18 protein-coding genes and 1 riboswitch are annotated in these 23,398 nt (G+C 74.3%); of the genes, 3 read left to right on the forward strand and 15 right to left on the reverse strand.

Going from position 1 to position 23,398, the window contains the following annotated elements:
* The first annotated feature begins 194 nt into the window (after nt 1-194).
* On the forward strand, nt 195-1,307 hold the full coding sequence (locus UW392_RS38195; protein WP_320779832.1) for an SCO1860 family LAETG-anchored protein: 1,113 nt from the start codon (nt 195-197) through the stop codon (nt 1,305-1,307).
* A 95-nt stretch (nt 1,308-1,402) separates the two neighbouring features.
* On the opposite strand, the gene cobC is transcribed toward UW392_RS38195, so the two are convergent.
* The 15 genes from cobC to UW392_RS38270 all read right to left on the reverse strand — a co-directional run bounded on the left by cobC (nt 1,403) and on the right by UW392_RS38270 (nt 21,430).
* On the reverse strand, nt 1,403-2,470 hold the full coding sequence (gene cobC / locus UW392_RS38200; protein ID WP_320779833.1) for an Rv2231c family pyridoxal phosphate-dependent protein CobC: 1,068 nt from the start codon (nt 2,468-2,470) through the stop codon (nt 1,403-1,405).
* The gene (locus UW392_RS38205) at nt 2,460-3,428 is read right to left on the reverse strand and encodes a sirohydrochlorin chelatase (protein WP_320779834.1); all 969 of its coding nucleotides are present in this window, start codon (nt 3,426-3,428) and stop codon (nt 2,460-2,462) included. The genes cobC and UW392_RS38205 overlap by 11 nt, the downstream gene beginning before the upstream one ends.
* A 67-nt stretch (nt 3,429-3,495) precedes the next feature.
* Nucleotides 3,496-5,193 (reverse strand): precorrin-3B C(17)-methyltransferase, encoded by a 1,698-nt coding sequence (gene cobJ, locus UW392_RS38210; protein ID WP_320779835.1) that lies wholly within the window; start codon nt 5,191-5,193, stop codon nt 3,496-3,498.
* Complete coding sequence (gene cbiE / locus UW392_RS38215; RefSeq protein WP_320779836.1) at nt 5,190-6,518, reverse strand: precorrin-6y C5,15-methyltransferase (decarboxylating) subunit CbiE; 1,329 nt, start codon at nt 6,516-6,518, stop codon at nt 5,190-5,192. The genes cobJ and cbiE overlap by 4 nt, the downstream gene beginning before the upstream one ends.
* Nucleotides 6,515-7,366: a precorrin-4 C(11)-methyltransferase gene (gene cobM, locus UW392_RS38220; RefSeq protein ID WP_320779837.1), complete on the reverse strand. Its 852-nt coding sequence runs from the start codon at nt 7,364-7,366 to the stop codon at nt 6,515-6,517. Before cobM ends, cbiE begins: the two co-directional genes overlap by 4 nt.
* Before the next feature lie 73 nt (nt 7,367-7,439).
* The gene (gene cobI, locus UW392_RS38225; protein ID WP_320779838.1) at nt 7,440-8,207 is read right to left on the reverse strand and encodes a precorrin-2 C(20)-methyltransferase; all 768 of its coding nucleotides are present in this window, start codon (nt 8,205-8,207) and stop codon (nt 7,440-7,442) included.
* Nucleotides 8,204-9,562, reverse strand: coding sequence for a cobyrinate a,c-diamide synthase (locus UW392_RS38230; protein WP_320779839.1), 1,359 nt, complete (start codon nt 9,560-9,562; stop codon nt 8,204-8,206). The genes cobI and UW392_RS38230 overlap by 4 nt, the downstream gene beginning before the upstream one ends.
* Nucleotides 9,563-9,569: 7 nt before the next feature.
* A complete protein-coding gene (cobO, locus tag UW392_RS38235; RefSeq protein ID WP_320779840.1) occupies nt 9,570-10,169 on the reverse strand; it encodes a cob(I)yrinic acid a,c-diamide adenosyltransferase in 600 nt (199 codons plus the stop codon).
* Nucleotides 10,169-12,199, reverse strand: coding sequence for a putative cobaltochelatase (locus UW392_RS38240; protein ID WP_320779841.1), 2,031 nt, complete (start codon nt 12,197-12,199; stop codon nt 10,169-10,171). The genes cobO and UW392_RS38240 overlap by 1 nt, the downstream gene beginning before the upstream one ends.
* A complete protein-coding gene (cobN, locus tag UW392_RS38245; protein WP_320779842.1) occupies nt 12,196-15,852 on the reverse strand; it encodes a cobaltochelatase subunit CobN in 3,657 nt (1,218 codons plus the stop codon). The genes UW392_RS38240 and cobN overlap by 4 nt, the downstream gene beginning before the upstream one ends.
* Nucleotides 15,849-17,360, reverse strand: a complete 1,512-nt coding sequence (locus UW392_RS38250; protein ID WP_320779843.1) for a cobyric acid synthase — start codon at nt 17,358-17,360, stop codon at nt 15,849-15,851. Before UW392_RS38250 ends, cobN begins: the two co-directional genes overlap by 4 nt.
* A complete protein-coding gene (locus UW392_RS38255; RefSeq protein WP_320779844.1) occupies nt 17,357-18,343 on the reverse strand; it encodes a cobalamin biosynthesis protein in 987 nt (328 codons plus the stop codon). Before UW392_RS38255 ends, UW392_RS38250 begins: the two co-directional genes overlap by 4 nt.
* 102 nt (nt 18,344-18,445) lie before the next feature.
* Nucleotides 18,446-18,586, reverse strand: a riboswitch (cobalamin riboswitch).
* Between the two features lie 134 nt (nt 18,587-18,720).
* Nucleotides 18,721-18,942: a hypothetical protein gene (locus UW392_RS38260; RefSeq protein WP_320779845.1), complete on the reverse strand. Its 222-nt coding sequence runs from the start codon at nt 18,940-18,942 to the stop codon at nt 18,721-18,723.
* Between the two features lie 33 nt (nt 18,943-18,975).
* Complete coding sequence (locus UW392_RS38265) at nt 18,976-20,277, reverse strand: inorganic phosphate transporter (protein ID WP_320779846.1); 1,302 nt, start codon at nt 20,275-20,277, stop codon at nt 18,976-18,978.
* Between the two features lie 406 nt (nt 20,278-20,683).
* Complete coding sequence (locus UW392_RS38270; RefSeq protein ID WP_320779847.1) at nt 20,684-21,430, reverse strand: lysozyme; 747 nt, start codon at nt 21,428-21,430, stop codon at nt 20,684-20,686.
* A gap of 196 nt (nt 21,431-21,626) precedes the next feature.
* On the opposite strand from UW392_RS38270, the gene UW392_RS38275 reads away from it, so the two are divergent.
* Together UW392_RS38275 and UW392_RS38280 are read left to right on the forward strand one after the other, a co-directional pair.
* Nucleotides 21,627-22,358: a class II aldolase/adducin family protein gene (locus UW392_RS38275; RefSeq protein WP_320779848.1), complete on the forward strand. Its 732-nt coding sequence runs from the start codon at nt 21,627-21,629 to the stop codon at nt 22,356-22,358.
* A gap of 162 nt (nt 22,359-22,520) precedes the next feature.
* Nucleotides 22,521-23,398, forward strand: an 878-nt coding sequence (locus UW392_RS38280) for an alpha/beta hydrolase family protein (RefSeq protein ID WP_320779849.1), incomplete at its 3' end; no start/stop codon positions are given.

Raw genomic sequence — 23,398 nt, forward strand, 5'->3', positions numbered from 1 at the left:
CTGCGGGACTCCGACACGGGTGCGGGGCGAGATCCACCCGAAGGAGTGAAGTCCTCGTCAGATGATGTTTCTGCACCTCCCGTGCGCCACGATTCCCGGACCGCCGCAGCCATGAGCGTCAGAGTGCGTCTGCCGCGGCCGCTGCGCCCGTCGGCGCAGCGTCTTCTGTTCTTTCTCCTGTGAGGTCCCGGATCGTGAACAACCGCTCATTCCGCATGCCCGCACGCCGGATAGCCGTCGCCGCGGCGGCCACCGCCCTGGCCGCCGGCCCCGCTGCCCTGGCCGGCGCCGCCTCCGCCCACGCGACCGGCGACCACGGCCGCGCCGGCGCCGTCGTGCTCCGTACGGAGCTGGACGTCGCCCTGCTCGACAAGACCGCACGGGTACCGCTCGCCGTCACCCTCAACGACGTGCAGGCGCCGCAGAGTGCGGAGAAGACCCTGCTCACCGCCGAGTTGAAGGGTGTCGACAAGGGGCGCCCCTTCACGGTGGCACGCGCGGACGTCGCCTCCGCCCGGGCGACGGTCACCGGACAGCGGGCCGAGGGGGCCGTCAAGCTCGTCCACGCGAAGGTGCACGTGCCGGGGCTGCCGCTGCTGTCGCTGATCGAGGTCGAGCAGGTGACCTCCCGGGCCGTCTGCGAGACGGGCAGGGCACCCACCGCCTCGGCCGACCTGCCCGGGTCGGTCACGGTGCTCGGCAAGAAGGTCACGCTGAGCGCCAAGGGCACGGCCGAGGTCGTGGCGAAGGGAGTGGGCACCGTCCGGCTCGACCTGTCGAGGACGGAGACCACCACGCACACGGCGGCCGCCACCGCGCTCGAACTCCAGGTGTCCGTCGCCCCGTCGAAGTCGAACGTGGCCAGGGTGGACGGGACGGTCACGCTGGCCCGCGCCACGTGCGAGACGCCGGGGGCCACCGGTGGAACCGGTGCGGCCGGTGCATCCGATGAGTCCGACGGTTCCGGTGAGTCCGGTGCTTCCGGTCCCGGAAAGCCGGGCGGCGGGGCCGACGGCAGGACCGACGGCAGCGGCGGCGAGGCCACGGGCGACGGGTCCGGCGGCGAGAAGCCGGACGGTGCGCACGGCGACGACCAGCAGGCCGGGAAGCAGGCCGGCCGGCAGCAGGCCGGACAGCAGAAGGCCGCCGCGCCGGCGGCCGGCGCCACGCCACAGGGCGGCGCGTCCGGGGCGAACCTCGCGGAGACGGGCGGCAACTCGATGACGCCGTACATCGCGGGCGGAGCCGTGGCGTTGCTCGCGGCAGGCGGGGGAGCGGTGGTGCTGGCGCGGCGCGCCCGCCGCTGACGACCGGCCACCGCGGCGTTCGAGGGACGGGGTGCGGGGCCCGGGGACGGATCTGATCCGTCCCGCTCACCCCCGCACCCCGCCCCCACAGGCCCTCAGCGCCGCGTCGCTGTCAGCGCCCCCTCCAGCGCCCCGAGGAACCGGTCCACCGTCCCCCGGTCCCGCACCGCCAGGCGCAGCCACTCCGTGTCCAGGCCGGGGAACGTGTCCCCCCGGCGCACGGCGAAGCCCAGGCCGCGCAACCGGTCCCGGACGGCTGCCGCGTCCGGCAGCCGGACCAGGACGAACGGTCCCTGTGCCGGTTCGGCCACCACGAGCCCGTGGGGGCCGAACCGACGCAGCCCGGCGACCAGGTGCGCACGGTCCGCCGCGATCCGGCGGGCCGCCTCCTCCGCCTCCGCCAGCGCCCGCGGCGCCATGCACGCCTCGGCGGCGGCGAGGGCGGGCGTGGACACCGGCCACAACGGCTGGGCCCGTTCGAGCGCGGCGATCGTGCCGGGCGCCGCGAGGACGTAGCCGATGCGCAGCCCGGCCAGCCCCCACGTCTTGGTCAGACTGCGCAGCACGACCAGCCCGGGCACGTCCGTCACGCCGGCCAGCGCCTCGCGCTCGCCCGGGACCGCGTCCATGAACGCCTCGTCGACCACCAGCGTCCGACCGGGCCGGGCGAGTCGGGCGATCGCCGCCGCCGGGTGCAGCACCGACGTGGGGTTCGTGGGGTTGCCGATGACCACCAGGTCCGCGTCCTCGGGCACGGCCGCCGGGTCCAGCCGGAAGCCGTCCGCCGCGCGCAGCAGCACCCGGCCGACCGTGTGCCCGGCGTCCCGCAGCGCCGCCTCCGGCTCCGTGAACTGCGGGTGCACCACCACGGGCCGACGCACCCGCAGCCCGCGGGCCAGCAGCACGAACGCCTCCGCGGCGCCCGCGGTCAGCAGCACCCGTTCCTCGGGCAGCCCGTGCCGCGCCGCCACCGCGGCCCGCGCGGCCCGCCCGTCGGGGTAGGCGGCGAGCGCGGTGAGGGAGTCCGCTATCCGCTCCCGCAGCCACTGCGGGGGCGTGCCCGCGCGCACGTTCACCGCGAGGTCGGTGAGGACGGCCCCGCCGTCCCGGACCTCGGCGTCACCGTGGTGCCGCAGGTCGTGCGTGTCGAGCTCAGTGCGCATGCGAGGGGGAGTGCCCGTCGTGGTGGTGCCCATGGTGCCCGTGCTCGCCGTGGTGACCGTGGTGGTGGCCGTGGTCGCCGTCGTCGTCCGGGTGGAAGTGCGGCTGCTGCGGCAGCCCGACCTTGTCCTCGAAGCCCGGCAGCGCGATCCGGTACACGCACGAGTCGCAGTTCATGCGCAGATCGCCCCGCACCGCCTCCCGGTAGCGCTCCATCACCAGGTCGAGCAGTTCCGGCTCCGGACCGATGACGTCCGCCGACCGCACCTCGACCTCCGGGTGCGCGGCCGCCCAGTCCTCCGTCTGCTGCCGCACCCGGTCCGGCAGGATGCCGGTGAACAGGAAGTACGGCAGGACGACGATCCGCCGCGCGCCCAGTTTCGCGCACCGCTCCAGACCGCCCGGCACGTCCGGCGCGGCCAGCGACACGAACGCCGTCTCCACGCCCGCGTACCCGCGGCCCTCCCACAGCAGCCGCGCCGCCTTGTGCACCTCGGCGTTGGCGTCCGGGTCGGTGGACCCGCGGCCGACCAGCAGCACGGTCACCTCGGACCGGTCGGCCACGGCGCCGGAGGCGGAGCCGTCCGCGAGTGCCTCGTCCAGCCGCCGCTCCAGCACGTTCAACAGGGCGGGGTGCGGGCCGAGGGGACGCCCGTAGGTGTACGAGATCCCGGGGTGGCGCTCCTTCTCACGGGACAGCGCCGCCGGGATGTCGCCCTTGGCGTGCCCGGCGGACACCAGCATCAGCGGCACGGCGGCGAACCGGCGCACGCCCTGCTCGACCAGCTCGGCCACGGCCTCGCCCAGCGGCGGCGGGGACAGCTCGATGAACCCGCCCGCGACGGGCAGGTCGGGGTGGAGGCGCCCCAGCTCCCGGACGAAGGAGCGGAACGCCTCGGCGCCCGCGTCGTCCCGGGTGCCGTGACCGGCGATGAGCAGGGCGGGGGGCGGGGTGGTCACGGTTTCTCCTCCAGGACGGACTGCGGTAGGGACTTCGCTGCGCACTTCGGTAGGGATCGCGCAGGGCTCACTTCGGCTCCTCCTGCCAGCGGTAGCCGCGCGGCGTGACCATGCGGCCCGCGATCGCACGGGTCGCGGTGTTGCCGACGGTCACCACGGTCATCATGTCGACGGTCGCCGGGTCCAGGGCGGCCAGCGTGGTCAGCCGGCTGGACTCGTCCGCGCGGGACGCGTTGCGCACGACACCCACCGGTGTCGCCGGCTCCCGGTGCTCCGCGAGGATCGCCAGCGCCTCGGGCAGCTGCCAGTCACGGCCCCGGCTGCGCGGGTTGTAGAAGGTGACGACGATGTCGGCCTCGGCCGCCGCCCGCACCCGTCGCTCGATGACCTCCCACGGCGTGTGCAGGTCGGAGAGGCTGATCGACACGTGGTCGTGGCCGAGGGGCGCGCCGAGGATCGCCCCGGCCGCGAGCGCCGCCGTGACGCCGGGCACCCCGATCACGTCGATGTCGTCGGAGGCCTCGGCCAGCGCGGGCGACGCCATCGCGTACACGCCCGCGTCGCCGCTGCCGATCAGGGCCACCGCGTGCCCCTTCCGCGCCTCCGCGACCGCCGTGCGCGCCCGCTCCTCCTCCGCGCCGAGACCGGACTCCAGGACGCGGGTGCCCGGGCGGAGCAGGTCGCGGATCTGGTCGACGTACTGGTCCAGGCCGACGAGCACCGACGCGCGCCGCAGCTCCGCCTCCGCGCGCGGGGTGAGCAGGTCGCGGGCGCCGGGACCGAGCCCGACGACGGCGAGGCGGCCGCGCCCCGGGCGCCGTACGACCGCGCAGGTCGCCATGGCGGGCCGGCCGTCCGGGCGCTCCGACTTCCGCTTGGGGACGAGGAGTTCACCACCGCGCGCCAGGGCCGCGGCCTCCGCCACGGACGGCGTGCCGACGGCCGAGAGGGGCGCGTCGGACGGGTTGGGCACGCTCACGCGCGCGAGCTCCTCCGCGCCGTACGTGACCAGGGGAACGCCGAGCCGCTCGGCCGCCGTCACGATGCCGGGCTCGTCCGCCTTCGCGTCCACGGTCGCGAGCTCGGCGACACTGCGCACGGACAGGCCCGCGTCCCGCAGTGCCGTCCCGACCAGTCCGAGGACCTCCTCCGCCGGGGCACCCTTCGAGGCGCCCACGCCCACGACGAGGGTCGGCGGGCGCAGCAGCACCTCGCGCCCGGCGGGGACGGGCTCGACGAGACGGTCCGTCAGCCGGATCGTGTACGCACCACTGTCCGCCACCGGCAGCGGCGGCAGCGGCCAGCGCACCTCCGCCTCCAGCGCGACCGGCGCACCGTCGAGGAGGGCCCGGGTCACGCCGGCGACATCGCCCTCCACCGGAAGGCCGAGGGTGTCCAGACCCGGCAGGCCCACGGCGTCCGTCGCCGTCGTCACCACCGGTTCCGCGCCCAGCACCCCGGCCACCTCGCGGGCGAGCGCGTTGGCGCCACCGCCGTGCCCGCCGACGAGGGACACGGCGAACCGGCCCGCCTCGTCCACGCACACCACGCCCGGGTCGGTGGTCTTGTCGTCCAGCAGCGGCGCGACCAGCCGGACCACCGCGCCGGTCGCGAGGAAGCAGACCAGCCGCTCGCACTCCCCGAACGCCCGCCGTACGGCGTCCGCCACGGGTCCGTCGTACACGCGTGTACGGTCCGGCCACGCCGCGGCCAGCCGGTCACGGGCCGCCGCGCCCGCCGCGGTGGCGGAAATCAGGCCGATCACTGGGCAACTCCTTCTGCTTCGACGTCTGTTCTGACATCTGATTCAGCGTCTGCTTCGACGTCTGTTTCGACGTTCATGGCTGCCGGGGGCCGCACGCCCCACAGCAGAAAGACGGGATTGGCCGCCGCGAGCCGGGTCACGTCCCCGGGCAGCGGCGCGAGCCGGGACGACTGGAGCAGCACGCCGTCGCAGCCGAACCCGGCCGAGACCAGCGCCTCCCGCGCCGCGGGCACCCGGTCCAGGGCGGCCACGGCGACCACCACGGCCCGCCGGGCGCGCCGGGCGCACGCGGTGACGATGGCGGGCAGCTCGCGCCCCCCGCCGCCGACGAACACCGCGTCCGGGTCGTCCAGATCGGACAGCACGGTCGGCGCCGCCCCGTGCACCACGTGGACGTCGACCCCGTGTGCGGCGGCGTTGGCGCGGACGCGCTCCACCCCGTCCCGGGTCTTCTCCACCGCGGTGACGGCGGCACCGAAGCGCGCGCACTCCACGGCCACGGACCCGGAGCCCGCGCCCACGTCCCACACCAGGTCGCCCGGGCGCGGCCCCAGCCGGGCCAGCGCCAGCGCCCGCACCTCGAACTTGGTGATCATCGAGTCGCGGTGCGCGAACGCGTCCTCGGCGAGCGCCCATCCGGCGGGCCCGGGCGGCGCTCCGGCCACGGTCCGTGCCCCGCCGGGCTCCGCGAGGCGCTCCTCGTCCAGGCACAGCACGACGTTCACCGCGTCGCCCCAGTCGCGGGCCGCGGCCTCGGCCGGCGTCACCCGTTCCAGCCGCTCACGCGCGGGATCGCCCAGCGCGGACGCCACCACCAGCACCCGGCGGCTCGCCCGCAGCCCCGCCCCCAGCTCGGCCGGACCGGCGCCCGGTCCGGTGAGCACGGCGACCTTCGGGCGGGCCCGGCACACGTTCAGCGCGGTGCGCACCTCGCGCCCGTGCGCGCTGACCACCACGGCGTCGTCCCAGGTCAGCCCCAGGCGCGCGAACGCGGTGGCGACGGACGACACCCCGGGCCGTACGTCGAGCCGCCGCGGCCCGAACCGTTCGGCGAGCGCGCGGACGATCCCGAAGAAACCGGGGTCGCCGGAGGCGAGGACGACGACCGGCGTCTCCCGTCCGTCCTCGCGCGGCTTCGCGAGGTGCTCCTCGACCGCGTCCAGCGCGGGCGCCAGCGGGCCGAGGACGATCCGCTCCACGGTGCCGGGGAGCCCGGCCGCCTCCAGGTGCCGCCGGCCGCCCACGACGAGCGCCGCCCCCGCCAGCGCGGCCCGGGCGTCCGGGGCGAGGGGCGCCCCCGTGCCCGTACCGATGACGGTGATCACGCCTGGGTGCTCCGTTCGCGTTCCCGGCCGCGCTCCCGCGCCCGCTCCTCGCGCAGGGCCCTGCGGGCCTCCGGGTCGGCCTTGCGGTAGCCGTGGAAGTGCCCCGGGTGGTACAGGTGCGAACGGGTGCCGTGGGCGGCGAGGGCCGGGCCGACCAGGAACAGCGTGTGCTTCCACAGCTTGTGCTCCTTGACGGTCTCCTCCAGGGTCTCGATCGTGCACCGCACGACCAACTCCTCCGGCCACGTCGCCTGGTACGCCACGACGACGGGCGTGCTCGTGGGGTAGCCGCCCTCCAGCAGCTCCCGCACGAGCTGACCGCTGCGCGCGGCCGACAGGAACACCGCCATCGTCGTGCCGTGCTTCGCGAACTCCCGCACCTCCTCGCCCGGTGGCATCGGCGTCTTCCCGCCGCCGAGCCGGGTGAGCACCACGGACTGCGCGACCTCGGGGATCGTCAGCTCGCGCTGGGCGAGCGCCGCGACGGCGGAGAAGGAGGAGACCCCCGGGACGACCTCCGTCGCGATGCCGATCTCCGCGCACCGGTCCAGCTGCTCCTGGGTACCGCCCCACAGGGCGGGGTCGCCGGAGTGGATGCGGGCGACCTGCAGGCCCTCCTGGTGGGCGCGCTCGTAGACGGCGACGACGTCCTCCAGGGACATGGCCGCCGAGTCCAGGATCTCGGCGCCCTCGCGCGCGTGGTCGAGGACCTCCGCCTGCACCAGGCTGGCCGCCCAGATCAGCACGTCCGCCGCCGCGATGGCGCGGGCGGCACGGATCGTCAGCAGGTCGGCGGCGCCGGGGCCGGCACCGACGAAGGTCACCTTGCCGGTGGGGGCATCGGCCATGGGGAATCGGTCCTCTCGTACGGAACGTGGGTGAAGCGGGTGGTGCGGACGGGAGTTCAGGGGGCGGTGGCCGTCACAGCTTCCCGCCGCGGCCGCCGTCGCGCCGCGCGGGTGCGATCAGCGTGGACAGGTACGGCAGCGGGGCGTCGTCCAGGTCGGCGGCCGGCCGGATCGACTCCTCCGGGAGCCCCAGCGCCGACCCCCACACCGCGTCCTCGATCCGGCCGGTCTCCCGCAGCGCGGCGGCCACCTCGTGCGCCTGCCGCCCGAACTTGTACGCCACGACCGTGCCCGGCCCGTGCAGCGCGTCCTTCAGCACGGCCGACCCCGCGGTGACCGGCACCAGCGTCAGCGGCTCGGTGCCCTCCGTCAGCACGGCGCCCGACCGCGCGGCCAGGTCCTGCATGGCGGTGATGCCCGGCACGGTCTCGACGACCGTCCCCGGCACCAGCTCCCCGATGGTGTGGGCGAGGTAGGTGAACGTGGAGTACACGTTGGGGTCGCCGATCGTCGCGAAGGCCACGGAACCGTGGCGGCGCAGCAGCTCGGCCACCCGCTCCCCGGCCGCGTCCCAGGCCGCCTCGCGACGCGCCCGGTCGGACCGCTCGTTCAGCGCGAACACGACCCGGACGACCTTCTCCTGGGGCACGTAGTGGAGCACGGTAGCCTCCGCGCGCCCCCGCTCTCCGCCGTCGGTTCCGTCCGACGCAGCCATCACGGGGACGACGACCACCTCGGCGGCCCGCAGCGCGTTGACCCCCTTGACGGTCACCAGCTCCGGGTCACCGGGGCCGACCCCGACGCCGACAAGCCTGTTGATCTCGTTGTTCTCGCCGTTCATGACGTCCGGCACCTCTCCACGAACCGACGGGCGACACCGGGCTCGGACGCCCAGTGCGTGTGCAGGTAACTGGCGTGCACGCCCTGCTGGACAAATCCTTCGACCCGCCGCCGGGGAGCGCGCACGCCCCAGGCGGGCGCCGGTCCCGCGCCGGGCTCGACGACGGTCCGGTGGAACTCATGTCCCCGCATCCGCGTACCGGCGGGCGCGAGGACGCTGTCGCCGACGGCCACGGCGTCCCGGTACCCGAGCGTGAGCCGCGCGTCCATGCGCGCGGTCGCGTCGAGCACCCCGCACATGGGCAGCCCGTCCAGCTCCCGGCAGAGGTACAGCAGCCCGGCGCACTCGGCGGCGACGGGCGCGCCGCTCTCCGCGAGGACCGCGACGGCCTTGCGCAGCGGCTCGTTGGCGGACAGCTCCGCGGCGTACACCTCGGGGAACCCGCCACCGATGACCAGTCCGCCCGTCCCCTCGGGCAGGTCCTCGTCCCGCAGCGGGTCGAAGGTGAGGACCTCCGCCCCGGCGGCGGTGAGCAGCTCGGCGTGTTCGGCGTACGAGAACGTGAAGGCGGGCCCGCCGGCGACGGCGACGACCGGACGCTCCGTACACGTGGACAGGGGCGGCTCCCACGGCGCGTCCGGCAGCGCGCCGGCGCCCCGCGCCAGCGCGAGCAGCGCGTCCAGGTCGCATCCGGCCCGCACCTGCGCGGCCATGGCGGCCACGGCGTCGACCGCCTCGGCCCGCCGCTCGGCGACCGGAACCAGTCCCAGGTGCCGGGACGGTGTGTCCACCTGCGGCGCCCGCCGCAGCACGCCCAGTACGGGCACCCCGGAGGCGTCCAGCGCCTCCCGCAGCAGCTCCTCGTGCCGGTCGGAGGCCACCTTGTTGAGGATGACGCCCCCGATCCGCACTCCCGGGTCCCAGGACGCGAACCCGTGCACCAGCGCCGCCACCGACCGCGACTGCGACGACGCGTCCACGACGAGCACCACGGGTGCCCGCAGCACCTTCGCCACCTGCGCGGTGGACGCGAGTTCGCCCTCGCCGCCGGCCCCGTCGTACAGCCCCATGACCCCTTCGACCACGGCGATGTCGCAGCCGCGCGCCCCGTGCAGGAACAGCGGAGCGACCAGCTCCGGTCCGCACAGGTACGCGTCGAGGTTCCGCCCGGCCCGCCCGGTGGCGAGCGCGTGGTACCCGGGGTCGATGTAGTCAGGGCCGACCTTGTGCGGGGACACGGCGAGCCCCCGCCCGGCGAGGGCGGCCATCAGCCCCGTGGCCACGGTGGTCTTGCCGCTGCCCGAGGAGGGCGCGGCGACGACCAGCCGGGGCACGGCGGAGACGGGGGAACTCATGAGGACATCACCACTCGATGCCCCTCTGGCCCTTCTGCCCCGCGTCCATCGGGTGCTTGACCTTCGACATGTCGGTGACGAGGTCGGCGAGGTCGACGAGCTTCTCCGGCGCGTTCCGCCCGGTGATCACCACGTGCTGGGTCCCGGGACGGTCGCGCAGCACCTCGACGACCTCGTCCGTGTCGACCCAGCCCCAGTGCATCGGGTACGCGAACTCGTCGAGCACGTACAGCTTGTACGTCTCGTCCGCCAGGTCCCGCTTGACCTGCTCCCAGCCCTCGCGGGCCTTCTCCTCGTTGTCCATCTGCGCGTCGCGCTGGACCCAGGACCAGCCCTCGCCCATCTTGTGCCAGTCGACGGTGCCGCCCTCGCCGGAGGCGCCGAGCACCCGCAGCGCGTTCTCCTCGCCGACCTTCCACTTCGCCGACTTGACGAACTGGAACACCCCGATGGGCCACCCCTGGTTCCAGGCGCGCAGCGCCAGCCCGAAGGCGGCGGTCGACTTGCCCTTGCCGATGCCCGTGTGCACGACGACGAGCGGACGGTTGCGGCGCTGACGGGTCGTCAGTCCGTCGTCCGGTACGACGCTCGGCTGTCCCTGCGGCACTACGCGGCCCTCCTGTTGCTGCCCTGACTGCCCTGCACGTCCCTGACCAGCCCGGCGATCGAGTCCGCCCGCAGCTCGTCCAGCGTCACCGCCGTACCGCCCAGCTCACCCGCGAGCTGCCCGGCGAGCCCGAGCCGCACCGGCCCCGCCTCGCAGTCCACGACCACGGACGCGACACCGTCGGCGGCGAACAGCCGCGCGGCGCGCCCGGCGAGGGCGACCGGCTCCGGCCCGCCGGTGGCCCGCCCGTCCGTCACGACCACGACCAGCGGCCGTCGCGCCGCGTCGCGCAGCCGTTCGACCCGCAGTACGTCGTGCGCCTTCAGCAGTCCGGCCGCGAGGGGCGTCCGACCGCCGGTCGGCAGCGACTCCAGCCGGGCCGCCGCCGCGTCGACGGACGAGGTCGGCGGCAGCGCCACATCGGCGGCCGACCCCCGGAACGTCACCAGACCCACCTTGTCCCGCCGCTGGTAGGCGTCGAGCAGCAGCGACAGCACGGCGCCCTTCACGGCGCTCATGCGCTGCCGGGCGGCCATCGAGCCGGAGGCGTCCACGACGAACAGCACGAGGTTGCCCTCGCGCCCCTCACGCGTGGCCTGCCGCAGATCGTCCCTGCGGACGACGAGCCCGGGGCCCGACCGGCCGCGCGCCCGCTGGTGCGGCGCCGCGGCCTGCACGGTCGCGGCCAGGTGCAGCTTCGTGAGGGTGCCCCGGGGACGCCGGGCGCCGGTGGTCCGTCCGTGCTCGGTCCGCGCGCGGGACCGGCGGCCGGCCGCGCCCTCGCCGAGACCGGGCACGCTCAGCACCTTCGTACGGAAGGGCTCGGCGGCCCGTACGGCGGACTGCTCGCCCGCGCCGGCCCCGGACGGCCGGTGCTCGCCGCCCTCACCGGCCTCGGGCCGGGCGGGGGCGTCGCCTGCCTGCGGACCGTCTTCCCGGGGGCCGCCGTCCTGGGGCGGCTGCCCGCCGCCACCAGGCCCGTTCGGGTCCGGATCGTCGTCGCCGTCGTTCTCGTCCTGCCCGCCGAACTGCTCCAGCGTCTCGTCGAGCTTGTCCTCGTCGAGGCCGGGCGCGTCGAAGGGGTTCCGGCGGCGGCGGTGCGGCAGCGCGAGCAGCGCGGCCTGCCGCACGTCCTCGGCGAGGACGTCCGTCCGGCCCGCCCACGCGGCCAGCGCCGTCGCCGTCCGCGCCATCACGATGTCCGCGCGCATGCCGTCGACCTCGAACGCCGCGCAGGTCGCCGCGATCTGCCGCAGCGCCCCGTCGCCCAGCCGCACCGACGGCAGCAGCTCCCGCGCCGCCACGATCCGCGCCCGTACGGCGACCTCCTCGTCGGCCCACCGCGCGGCGAAGGCGTCCGGGGCGTCGTCGTACGCGAGCCGCCGCCGTACGACCTCGACGCGCTGGTCGGGCTCGCGCGACGCGGCGACCTCCACGGTCAGCCCGAACCGGTCGAGGAGCTGCGGCCGCAGCTCGCCCTCCTCGGGGTTCATGGTGCCGACGAGCAGGAAGCGCGCGGCGTGGCGTACGGAGACGCCTTCGCGCTCGACGTACGAGGCGCCCATGGCGGCGGCGTCGAGCAGCAGGTCGACCAGGTGGTCGTGGAGGAGGTTGACCTCGTCGACGTAAAGGATGCCGCGGTGCGCGTCGGCCAGCAGGCCGGGCTCGAACGCCTTCACGCCCTCCGCGAGCGCCCGCTCGATGTCGAGCGCGCCGACGAGCCGGTCCTCGGAGGCGCCGACGGGGAGTTCGACCATCCGGGACGGCCGCGAGGTGCCGTTGCCGACCTCGTGCGGGCCGTCCGGGCACTCCGGGTCGGGGGAGGCCGGGTCGCAGGAGAAACGGCAGCCGGGGACGACGTCCACCTGCGGGAGCAGGGCGGAGAGGGCGCGTACGGCCGTGGACTTGGCGGTGCCTTTCTCTCCTCGGACCAGCACACCGCCGACCGCGGGCGAGACCGCGTTCAGCAGCAGCGCGAGCCGCAGGTCGTCCTGTCCGACGACGGCCGTGAACGGGAATGGGGTACTCACTGGTCGTCGCCCTCCAGGTCGCCTTCGAGTTCGAGGTAGGTGGCGCGCAGCCGCTCCAGCGTGTCCGCGTCGGGCTCCGCCCACAGTCCGCGGTCCGCCGCCTCGAGGAGTCGCTCCGTGATGCCGCGCAGCGCCCACGGGTTGGACTTCTTCATGAAGTCCCGGTTCTCCGCGTCGAAGACGTACTCCGCGCTGAGCTTCTCGTACATCCAGTCGTCGACCACGCCCGCCGTAGCGTCGTACCCGAAGAGGTAGTCCACGGTCGCCGCCATCTCGAAGGCGCCCTTGTAGCCGTGGCGCCGCATGGCCGCCATCCAGCGCGGGTTGACCACACGCGCGCGGAACACGCGGTGCGTCTCCTCGCCCAGCGTGCGGGTCCTCACCTGGTCCGGTGTGGCCGAGTCACCCACGTACGCCTCGGGGCTCTCGCCCGTCAGGTGGCGCACCATGGCCACCATGCCGCCGTGGTACTGGAAGTAGTCGTCCGCGTCGACGAGGTCGTGCTCGCGGGTGTCGACGTTCTTCGCGGCGACGGCGATCCGCTTGAACGCGGTCTCCATGTCCCCGCGCGCCGCCCGCCCGTCGAGCCCGCGCCCGTACGCGTAACCGCCCCACACCGCGTACACCTCGGCGAGGTCGGCGTCGCTCCGCCAGTTCCGCGCGTCGATCAGCGGCAGCAGCCCCGCCCCGTACGCGCCCGGCTTCGAGCCGAAGACACGGGCCGTGGCCCGGCGCCGGTCACCGTGCTCGGCGGTGTCCTCGTCGGCGTGGGCCCGCACGTAGTTCTGCTCGGCGGACTCCTCCAGCTCCGCGACCGCCCGCACCGCGTCGTCGATCAGCCCGACCACGTGCGGGAACGCGTCCCGGAAGAACCCGGAGATACGGACCGTGACGTCGATGCGCGGCCGGCCCAGCTCCTCCGGCGGCACGATCTCGAAGCCGGTCACGCGGCGCGAGGCGTCGTCCCAGACGGGGCGGCACCCCAGCAGCGCCAGGATCTCGGCGATGTCGTCGCCCTGGGTACGCATCGCGGACGTGCCCCAGACCGTGAGGCCCACGGACTTCGGGTACTCACCGGTGTCCTGCAGGTACCGCTGCACCAGCGAGTCCGCGAGCGACTGCCCGACCTCCCAGCTCAGCCGGGACGGGATGGCCTTGGGGTCGACGGAGTAGAAGTTGCGACCGGTCGGGAGGACGTTGACCAGGCCGCGCGTCGGGGAGCCGGAGGGACCCGCCGGGACGTACCCGCCGTCCAGCGCGCGCAGGATGTGCCCGATCTCGTCCGTCGTACGGGCGAGCCGCGGCACGACCTCGTCGCACGCGAACCGCAGTACCGCCACCGCGTCCGGCAGCTCCGTACCGCCGAGCACCTCACGCACCAGCGCGGGCACCGCGGCGGCGTCCCACCCGCGCTCCTCCATGCCCTCCGCGACCCGCCGGCACAGCTGTTCCAGCAGGTCGATCGCGTCGGCGGCCGTCCGGGAGGGGCCCTCGACCAGGTCGGACAGCTCGACCGGCACCTTCACCGGCGCGCCCGGCTCGGCGAGCAGTTCCTTCTCCACCAGCCCGAAGTGCTCGGCGAGGGAAGCCCTGAGCCCCGGCAGCGCGTTCGCCTGCCCGCCCCACACCTGCGAGGCGCGCAGCACGGCCAGGACCAGGTTGACGCGCGGTTCGCCGACCGGGCCGCCGCCCAGGACGTGCAGGCCGTCGCGGATCTGCACGTCCTTGATCTCGCACAGGTAGCCGTCGATGTGCATGACGAACTCGTCGAAGGCGTCGTCGTCCGGCTGGTCGTCGACGTGCAGGTCGTGGTGGAGTTCCGCCGCCTTGACCAGCGTCCAGATCTGGGCGCGGACCGCCGGGGCCTTCGTCGGGTCCAGGTCGGAGACGAGCGCGTACTCGTCGAGGAGCTGCTCCAGCTTGGCCAGGTCGCCGTAGGTGTCGGCGCGGGCCATCGGCGGAACCAGGTGGTCGACGACCGTGGCGTGGCCGCGGCGCTTGGCCTGGGTGCCCTCGCCGGGGTCGTTGACGATGAACGGGTAGATCAGGGGCAGGTCGCCGAGGACCGCGTCCGGCGCGCACCCGCCCGACAGCCCCAGCCCCTTGCCCGGCAGCCATTCCATCGTGCCGTGCTTGCCCATGTGGACGATCGCGTCGGCGCCGAAGCTGTTGTCCAGCCAGCGGTAGGCCGCCATGTAGTGGTGCGACGGCGGCATGTCCGGGTCGTGGTAGATCGCGATCGGGTTCTCGCCGAAGCCGCGCGGCGGCTGGATCATGACGACGACGTTCCCGAACTGGAGCGACGCGAGCACGATGTCGTCGCCGTCCACGAAGAGGCTGCCCGGCGGCTCGCCCCACGCCTCCAGCATCGCGTCCTTCAGCTCCGGGTCGAGCTCGTCGAACCAGGCCTGATAGTCGGCGAGCGGCACGCGCGCGGGAGCCGCGGCGAGCTGGTCCTCGGTGAGCCATTCGACGTCGTGGCCACCCGCCTCGATGAGGCGGTGGATCAGCTCGTCGCCGTTGTCCGGGTAGCCCTCGACGACGTACCCGGCGTCGCGGAGCGAGTCGAGCACCCGTACCGCCGAGGCGGGGGTGTCGAGGCCGACCGCGTTGCCGACGCGCGAGTGCTTGGTCGGGTACGCGGTGAAGACGAGCGCGATCTTCTTGTCCGCGTTCGCCTTGTGCTTCAGCGCGGCGTGCCGGACGGCGATCCCGGCGACCCGCGCGGACCGCTCGGGGTCGGCGACGTACACCGGGACGTCGTCCGGGCCCTGCTCCTTGAAGGAGAACGGGACGGTGATCAGCCGGCCGTCGAACTCGGGGATGGCCACCTGCATGGCCGCGTCCATGGGGGAGAGGGCCGCGTCCGACGCGTCCCACGCCTCGCGCGAGGAGGTGAGGCAGAGCCCCTGGAGCACCGGGACGTTCAGGTCGGCGAGCGCCCCGATGTCCCAGGCCTCCTCGTCACCGCCCGCCGACGCCTGCGAGGCGTGCGTGCCGCCGGCCGCGAGCACGGTGGCGACCAGGGCGTCGGCCTGCCCGAGGATCTCGTACAGCCCCTCGTCCGCGCCGCGCAGCGAACCGCAGTACACGGGGAGCGCGTTGGCGCCCTGGGCCTCGATCGCGTCGCACAGGGTGTCGACGAAGGCGGTGTTGCCGCTCAGTTCGTGGGCCCGGTAGAAGAGCACGCCGACGGTGGGACGGCCGTCCAGGAGAGCCCGGTCGCCGTGGACGCCGTGCTCCGGCATCTTCCGCGGCTCCTCGAAGCCCTCGCCCGTCAGCAGCACGGTGTCGGAGAGGAAGCGTGCCAGCTCGGTGAGGTTCTCCGGGCCGCCCTCGACGAGGTAGCGCAGGGCTTCCGCGACCACGCCCGCCGGGACCGACGACTCGGCCATCAGTTCGGCGTCGGGCACGGACTCGCCGCCGAGCAGCACGGTCGGGACGCCGGACGCCTTCAGCGCCGCGAGCCCGTCCTCCCAGGCGCGCTTGCCGCCGAGGAGGCGTACGACGGCGACGTCCGCGCCGTCCAGGAGCCCCGGAAGCTCCTCGGTGACGTCCACGCGGGTCGGGTTGCCGATCCGGTAGGCGGCGCCGGAGGCACGGGCCGCCAGCAGGTCCGTGTCGGCGGTCGACAACAACAGCACAGTGCTCATGCGGGCGCTCCCGGTGCGATGAAGGGCAGTCCTGTGGGCGCGCCGGACTCGATGAGCCGCCACAGCGCGTCCGTGTCCGCGTGGTGTTCGATGAGGTCGCCGAGCCGGTCGAGCTGCTGCTCGCGCAGCGCGGCGAAGGAGGTGTCGGGGGCCGGGACGAAGCGGCGGCCCGCGGCGGCCGCCACCTCGCGCAGGAAGGCCCGCCGGAAGCCGTCGGACTCCAGCGCCCCGTGCCAGTGGGTACCCCAGGTCCGGCCGATCCGGCAACCGTCCAGGAAGGTCTCTCCCCCTTGGACATCGGCGACGCCGTGGTGGATCTCGTACCCCTCGACCCGTTCGCCGAGGGCCTCGCCCACCGGCCGGGTGAGGGTCTTCTCGCGGGCGAACCGCACCCGGACGGGCAGCAGGCCCAGCCCCTCCACGTGCCCGGCGCGGGACTCGACCTCGTCCTCGATGTGCTCGCCGAGGAGCTGGAAGCCGCCGCAGATGCCGAGCACGGGGCGCCCTTCGGCGGCCCGGCGCGCGAGGGCGTCCGCGAGCCCGCGCTCGCGCAGCCACTCCAGGGCGCGGACGGTCCCGCGCGTGCCCGGGACCACGACCAGATCCGCGTCGGCGAGCTCCTCCGGCCGGTCCACGAACCGCACCACGACTCCCGGTTCGGCGGCCAGCGCGTCCACGTCCGTGAAGTTGGACATGAGCGGGACGGCGCACACGGCGACGCGCAGCACGTCCTCGCCCACGGGGGCGGTGACGGCCGACTCGCGCACGGCGCCGCGCAGCGACACCGCCATCCCGTCCTCCTCGTCGATGCCGAGGCCGTGCTGGAAGGGCAGGACGCCGTACGTGTGCCTCCCGGTGAGCCCGTGCAGCATGTCCAGCCCCGGTTCCAGCAGCGAGACGTCGCCCCGGAACTTGTTGACGAGGAACCCGGCGACCAGGTCCTGGTCCTCGCGCGAGAGCAGGGCCACCGTCCCGAAGAAGGAGGCGAAGACGCCGCCGCGGTCGATGTCGCCGACGACGAGGACGGGCAGGCGCGCGTTCCGCGCGATGCCCATGTTGACGATGTCGGTCCGCCGCAGATTGATCTCCGCGGGCGAACCGGCCCCCTCACAGATCACCGCGTCATACGTGCCCCGCAGCTCGGCGAGACAGTCCAGCACGGTGCCGAGGAGTGCCTGCTGCCGTCCGCCGTGATAGCCGCGGGCGCTCATCTCGCCCACGGGCTTCCCCAGCAGCACGACCTGGCTGCTCCGCTCGCCGCCGGGCTTGAGCAGCACGGGGTTCATCAGCGCGGTCGGCTCCACGCGGCACGCCTGCGCCTGCATGGCCTGCGCCCGCCCGATCTCGGCGCCCTCGCGCGTGACGAACGAGTTGAGGGACATGTTCTGCGCCTTGAACGGCGCGACCTTCACGCCCTGCCGGACCAGCCACCGGCAGATACCGGCCGTGACGACGCTCTTGCCGGCGTCGGAGGTGGTCCCGGCGACGAGCAGTCCACCACCGCTCATGACGTACGCCCCTTCGGTGAGCCCTTCGGTGAGCCCTTCGTGAGAGTCCCGGCCGCGCGGGCGGCGAACCGGGCGCCCGCGCACACGCCGAGCGCGAGCCAGCCCACCCGTCGCGACAGCCGGACGGCCCGCTCGATGTCCCGCACCTCCACGGCGCGCCCCTCCCCGTTCAGCACGGGCCGGTGCTCCACCCGCCCGCCGTACGAGAGGGTGCCGCCCAGCCGTACGCCGAGCGCGCCCGCGAAGGAGGCCTCGACCGGCCCGGCGTTGGGGCTCGGGTGCTTGCCCGCGTCCGCGCGCCAGGCGCGCACGGCGGTGCGCGGAGCGCCGCCGGAGACCACGGCGAGCGCGGCGGTCAGCCGCGCCCCCGGCCACCCGGCGAGGTCGTCGAGGCGTGCGGAGGCCCACCCGTACCGCAGGTACCGGGGCGACCGGTGCCCCACCATGGCGTCGAGCGTGTTGACGGCCCGGAAGCCCACGAGCCCCGGCACCCCGCCCACGGCGCCCCACACGAGGGCCCCGACGACGGCGTCGGAGGTGTTCTCGGCGACGGACTCGACGACGGCCCGGGCGATCCCGTCGGCGTCCAGGGCCTGCGGATCGCGCCCGCACAGGTGCGGCAGCCGCGCGCGGGCGGCCTCGACGTCACCGTCCTCCAGCGCCTTCCCGACGGCCCGGGCCTCCCGCGCGAGCGAGGTTCCGCCCACGACGGCCCAGGTGGCGGCGGCGGTCAGCGCGACGGAGGCGACGGGAGAGGTACGGACGGCCCGGGTGGCGACGGCGGCCAGGGTCGCGGCGCCGCCGGCGCACACGGCGGTGTGCAGCGCGCCCCGTCCCCGGTGGTCCCGCCACAGCGCTCGTTCCACGGCACCCGCGGCCCGCCCGAACACGGCGACCGGATGCCCGCGGCGGGGATCGCCGAGGAGCAGGTCACCGAGGAGGCCGGCGGCGGCGCCGTACGCGAAGACGCGTTCGGCCCGCATCGGCTCAGCCGACCGTGGGGACGGGCGGAACGTCGCTGGGGGAGCTCGATCGGCGGCAGCCGTGCATGGCGGTATGTCCTCACTCAGGGTGTCCACGCCCTGGTTCGACGAAAACGACGGTGAGAGTTCCTGGCTCCCGGGGGCGCACCCCGGTGACAGTGGCGGGACCGCGCCGGATTCTCACCGGCTTCCTCTCCTGCCGTCGTACTTGGCTCCGGCAGTCCACCACGGGCCTCGAATTCCAGTCAACTTGCTGTTGACCTGCGACGGGGCAGTGTGCGAAGGCACACATCTCCCGCCACAGCGGACACGGCACGAGGGCGCCCCGGGTGCCGGCCCTAGCCGGCACCCGGGGCGCCCTCACAGGGTGTGCGCCGTCAGGCGACGATCAGATAGATCCCGTACGCCACCGCCGCCGCACAGGCCGCGAAGCACGCGTACGCGGCGGTGGTCGCGACGGCGGCGGAGTTCCCGGACGCAGTCGCCGTCTCCCGCTTGGAGAGGCCGATGATGCCGAGGCCGAAGAGGCCGACGAGGGCCACGGTGACCACGAGGCTGACTCCGAAGACGGAGCCGAGGGCTGCCCAGTCGATGTGCATGGTGGGTTACTTCCTTGGACTCGGGTCCGGTGCTCAGACCGTGGCCGACGAGGACGAAGCGCCGGCGGCGGCCGGGGCGGCCGGGGTGGCCGCGGGGTCGGACTGGGCCGGGATGGTGACCGCCAGGTCGTGGGTGACCGGACCGGCCGCGGCCGGCGACGGGGCGGCGGCACCCTCGGCGGTCTCGGCAGTCCTGGCGGAACCAGCGGACTCAGCGGTCCCGGCGGGCTCGTCCGTGCCGTTGACGTTGGTGTGGTCGACGACCTCGCCGCGGCGGGAGACGACCCAGATGGCGGCGCTGGAGGCGACCAGGAAGACCGCGACGACGGTGGTGCCCCAGGTGCCGAAGGCGGTGACCCACTCGGCGAGCGCGGCGACCAGGGCCGCGGCCGGCAGGGTGAGGCCCCAGGCCACGAACATCCGGGTGGCGGTGGACCAGCGGACCACGCCGCCCTTGCGGCCGAGGCCCGCGCCCATCACGGCACCGGAGACCGAGTGCGTGGTGGAGAGGGAGAAGCCCAGGTGGGAGGAGGCCAGGATGACGGTCGCCGCACTGGTCTGGGCGGCGAAGCCCTGCTGCGGCTGGAGGTCGGTCAGGCCCTTGCCCATGGTGCGGATGATGCGCCAGCCGCCCAGGTAGGTGCCGAGCGCGATGGCGACACCGGCGGAGAGGATGACCCACACCGGCGGGTCGGAGTCCGGGGCGAGCGCGCCGCCGGCGACCAGGGCCAGGGTGATGATGCCCATCGTCTTCTGGGCGTCGTTCGTGCCGTGGGCCAGCGAGACCAGGCCCGCCGAGGTGATCTGCCCCGCGCGGTAGCCCTTGGAGGTGGCCTTCTCGCTCGCGTGCTTCCCCAGCTTGTAGGTGAGCCGCGTACCGATCATGGCGGCGACACCCGCGACGATCGGGGCCGCGACGGCGGGGATCAGCACCTTGGTGACGAGGACGTCACCGTGGACCGCGCCCATGCCGGCCGAGGCGATGGTGGCGCCGATCAGGCCGCCCATCAGGGCGTGCGAGGAGCTGGAGGGGAGGCCGACGAGCCAGGTGAGCAGGTTCCAGAGGATGGCGCCCACGAGCGCCGCGAAGATCACCTCCGGTTGTATGCCGCTCTCGTCGACAAGGCCCTTGGAGATCGTGTTGGCGACCTCTATGGACAGGAACGCGCCGACAAGGTTGAGGACGGCGGACATGGCCACCGCGACCTTGGGCTTCATCGCGCCGGTGGAGATGGTGGTGGCCATCGCGTTGGCGGTGTCGTGGAAACCGTTCGTGAAATCGAACGCGAGCGCGGTGATCACCACGATCGCGAGGATCAGCGAGAAGCTTTCCATTTACCCGGTCTTCTATGGGACGTCAGTGGCTCGTGGAACGTAAGCAATCTGAGTGAACGGAAGATGAACTGGGTCGGACCGGGTGGTGTAGCGAATCGGGGTGTGATGGTTCCGTTTGTGTCGGTCGGGCGGCCGGAGCCGGGCCGGAAGCGGTGATGAGGGGCCGGGAGGCCTCGAACGGAGGTGGAATCTCACCCTCCGCATCGATGGGGTGGCCCCGAGCGAGGGGCCGCCCTCCGACCGGCCCCGCGCCACCTCCCGGCCCCTCGTCCTGCGAGTGACGCATGCCACGTCCTACGGGTGACGCATGCCACCCTCTCCGTCGCCCGGGCGGCGGGCCCTCCTGCCGGTGTCCACCGTCTCCGGTGTCCTTCCCGGCCGCCCCGGCGCCGGCGAACCGGACCGGCTACCCCCTTGCGAAGCGCTTCAGCTGGGCCAGGGAGCCGTTGAAGAGGTTCTGGTCGCCCGGCAGGCGGCCGCTGTTGTCGTGCTGCCAGATCGTCCAGTACGTCCAGCCGCCCGGCAGCTGCCCCGCGCTCGCCGTGTTGTAGCGGGCCACCCAGAGGGCGTGGTCGGCGGCGAACGCCGAGCTGCCGCCCGTGCACTTGTTCCACCAGTTGGTGTTCGTGTAGATCACGGGGCGGCGGCCGGTCAGCCGCTTCACCTCACTGCTGAAGGCCTTGATCCAGTTGACCATCCTGGCCTTGCTCATGCCGTAGCACTTCTTCTTCTTGCTGTACGGGTTGTACTCGATGTCGAGCGCGGGCGGCAGCGTCCAGCCGTCGCCGGTCCAGCCTCCGCCGTTGCGCACGAAGAAGGCGGCCTGACGCTTGCCGGAGGACTTGTTCGGCACGGCGAAGTGGTACGCGCCGCGGATCAGCCCCGCCTTGCGGGAGCCGTTGTACTGCTGGGTGAAGTGCGGGTTCAGGTAGGTGTGCGACTCCGTCGCCTTGACGTAGACGAACCTGGCGCCCTTGGACCTGGCCTTGGACCAGTTCACGTCCTTCTGGTGCGAGGAGACGTCGTGCCCCCTGGGCTTGCCGGCGGCCGAGACCGGGATCTCGGCGAGCAGGGTCCCGCCCAGGGCGAGGGCGGTGACGGACGACGCGATGAGTCGGGAACGGTGTCGGGACGGCTGGCGGTCACGGGCCATGTTTCCCCCCGGAAATGGCGGCGCGTACGACAAATCGTCCAGAGATTACTGGAAGATCGTTGAATCTCGGTCGATCACCGGCCAATCCACACAAGAGGGTGACGTATACGTACATCCAATCTGCCGGACGGTCGCGTTCCGCCCTACACTCCCCTCTTCCGCCGCCCCGCCCCGCCCGGCCTGGCAGGATCGCGGCATGACTGAGGAGCGAGGGGACGCGAGCGGCCCTTGGGGGACGAGTGCGGGCGGACCGGGCGTGCTGGAGGTGTGCGAGCGGGGCGCGCCGGAGGACGTGGCGGCGGCATGGGGCGCGCTCGTGGCCACGGCCCGGCGGACGGTGGCCGACGGTCTGGTCGTCGGCACGTCGGGCAACGTCTCCGTACGTATGGGCGAGACGGTACTGGTCACACCCACCGGCGTGCCGTACGAGCGGCTGACGCCCGATGACGTGGTGGGCGTGGACCTGGACGGACGCCAGGTCCTCGGCTCCCTCCGTCCGACGAGCGAGCTGCCCCTGCACCTCGCGGTCTACGGCACGACCGGAGCCCGCGCCGTCGTCCATACGCACGCCGTCCACGCCACGGCCGTCTCCACGCTCGTGCGGGAGCTCCCGCTGATCCACTACATGGCCGCGGCGCTCGGCGGAGCCGTCCGGGTTGCCCCTTATGCGACTTACGGCACCTCGCAGTTGGCCGAGAACATGCTCAGCGCCCTGCGCGGCCGTACCGCCTGCCTCCTGCAGAACCACGGCACGGTCGCGTACGGGGCCGGCCTCGCCGAGGCGTACGACCGCACGGCCCAGCTGGAATGGATGTGCCGGGTCTGGCTCACGGCGTCCTCCGTGCCCGGACTGTCACCCGCGCTGCTGAGCCACGAGCAGGTGGCGGAGGTGGGGGAGCGGCTACGCGGCTACGGGCAGCCGGAGTAACCCGGGGCCGGTGGGGTAACCGGACGCCGGTGGGTGAGTGCCGGTGCGCGGGGCCCGGACGGCGGTGGGTGAGTGCCGTCCGGTCCCCGCGCCCTTCGGTGCCGTCCGTCCCGGCCCGTTCTCCCGCTGGCCGCCCGTACCGCCGGAAAGGAGACTGAGGGCGTGCGCACAGTCGAAGCGGCGGCCGCTGCCGCCACCGTCGTCCTCGCGGCCGGCGCGGCGAGCGTCGCCGCCGGCCGGTTCGCCAGTGACGCCGCGCTCAAGGCGTCGGCGGGCGGACCGCTGCCCACCGAACCCCGCCTGACCGTCCACGCGACGGAGACCGGGCGCGTCACCCTCACCCGCGACCTCGCCTCGCTGCGGCCGGGCCGGTACGGACTGGCCTCGAACGGTTCCCGCGCGGTCGTCGGCCCGGTCCTGGACACGGTCCGGTCCTCCGCCGACACGGTCGTCCGCCGGCTCGAGCACGTCGTCCACGGCGGCTTCGCGCCCGGCGACAAGGTGTGGCTCACCCCGGACCTGTACACCGGTGATCCGCGCTCCGCCCTGGGGCTCGACCACGCCGACGTGGAGATCCCCGGCGAACTGGGCACGCTGCCCGCCTGGTTCGTGCCCGGCGCCCGCAGCACCTGGGTGATCGCCGTGCACGGCCTGGGCACCACCCGGGAGCACACCCTCAACCTCATGCCGTTCCTGCACCGGCAGCAGTTCCCGGTGCTCGCCCCCGCCTACCGCGGCGACCCCGGCGCACCGCGCACCCCGGACGGGCTGGGCCACCTCGGCGAGTCCGAGTGGCCCGACCTGGACGCGGCCGTCCGGTACGCCGTGGACCACGGCGCCGACCAGGTGGTCCTCCTCGGCTGGTCCACCGGCGCCACCATGGCCCTGCGCACGGCCGCCCGCTCCGCGCTGCGCGAGCGCGTCTCCGGGCTCGTGCTGGACTCGCCCGTGCTCAACTGGGAGCTCACGCTGCGCGCCCTGGCCCGCGCCCGCCGCGCCCCGCGCGCCCTCCTGCCCCTGGCCGTCCGCGCCGCCCAGGG

The organism is Streptomyces sp. CRN 30 (assembly GCF_034105845.1).

Coding starts and splice junctions, on each gene's coding strand:
- cobC (WP_320779833.1), bottom strand. CDS start 2,470: ATGCGCACTGAGCTCGACACGCACGACCTGCGGCACCACGGTGACGCC.
- cobM (WP_320779837.1), bottom strand. CDS start 7,366: ATGGCCGATGCCCCCACCGGCAAGGTGACCTTCGTCGGTGCCGGCCCC.
- cobI (WP_320779838.1), bottom strand. CDS start 8,207: ATGAACGGCGAGAACAACGAGATCAACAGGCTTGTCGGCGTCGGGGTC.
- UW392_RS38230 (WP_320779839.1), bottom strand. CDS start 9,562: ATGAGTTCCCCCGTCTCCGCCGTGCCCCGGCTGGTCGTCGCCGCGCCC.
- cobN (WP_320779842.1), bottom strand. CDS start 15,852: ATGAGCACTGTGCTGTTGTTGTCGACCGCCGACACGGACCTGCTGGCG.
- UW392_RS38250 (WP_320779843.1), bottom strand. CDS start 17,360: ATGAGCGGTGGTGGACTGCTCGTCGCCGGGACCACCTCCGACGCCGGC.
- UW392_RS38255 (WP_320779844.1), bottom strand. CDS start 18,343: ATGCGGGCCGAACGCGTCTTCGCGTACGGCGCCGCCGCCGGCCTCCTC.
- UW392_RS38260 (WP_320779845.1), bottom strand. CDS start 18,942: ATGCACATCGACTGGGCAGCCCTCGGCTCCGTCTTCGGAGTCAGCCTC.
- UW392_RS38265 (WP_320779846.1), bottom strand. CDS start 20,277: ATGGAAAGCTTCTCGCTGATCCTCGCGATCGTGGTGATCACCGCGCTC.
- UW392_RS38270 (WP_320779847.1), bottom strand. CDS start 21,430: ATGGCCCGTGACCGCCAGCCGTCCCGACACCGTTCCCGACTCATCGCG.
- UW392_RS38275 (WP_320779848.1), top strand. CDS start 21,627: ATGACTGAGGAGCGAGGGGACGCGAGCGGCCCTTGGGGGACGAGTGCG.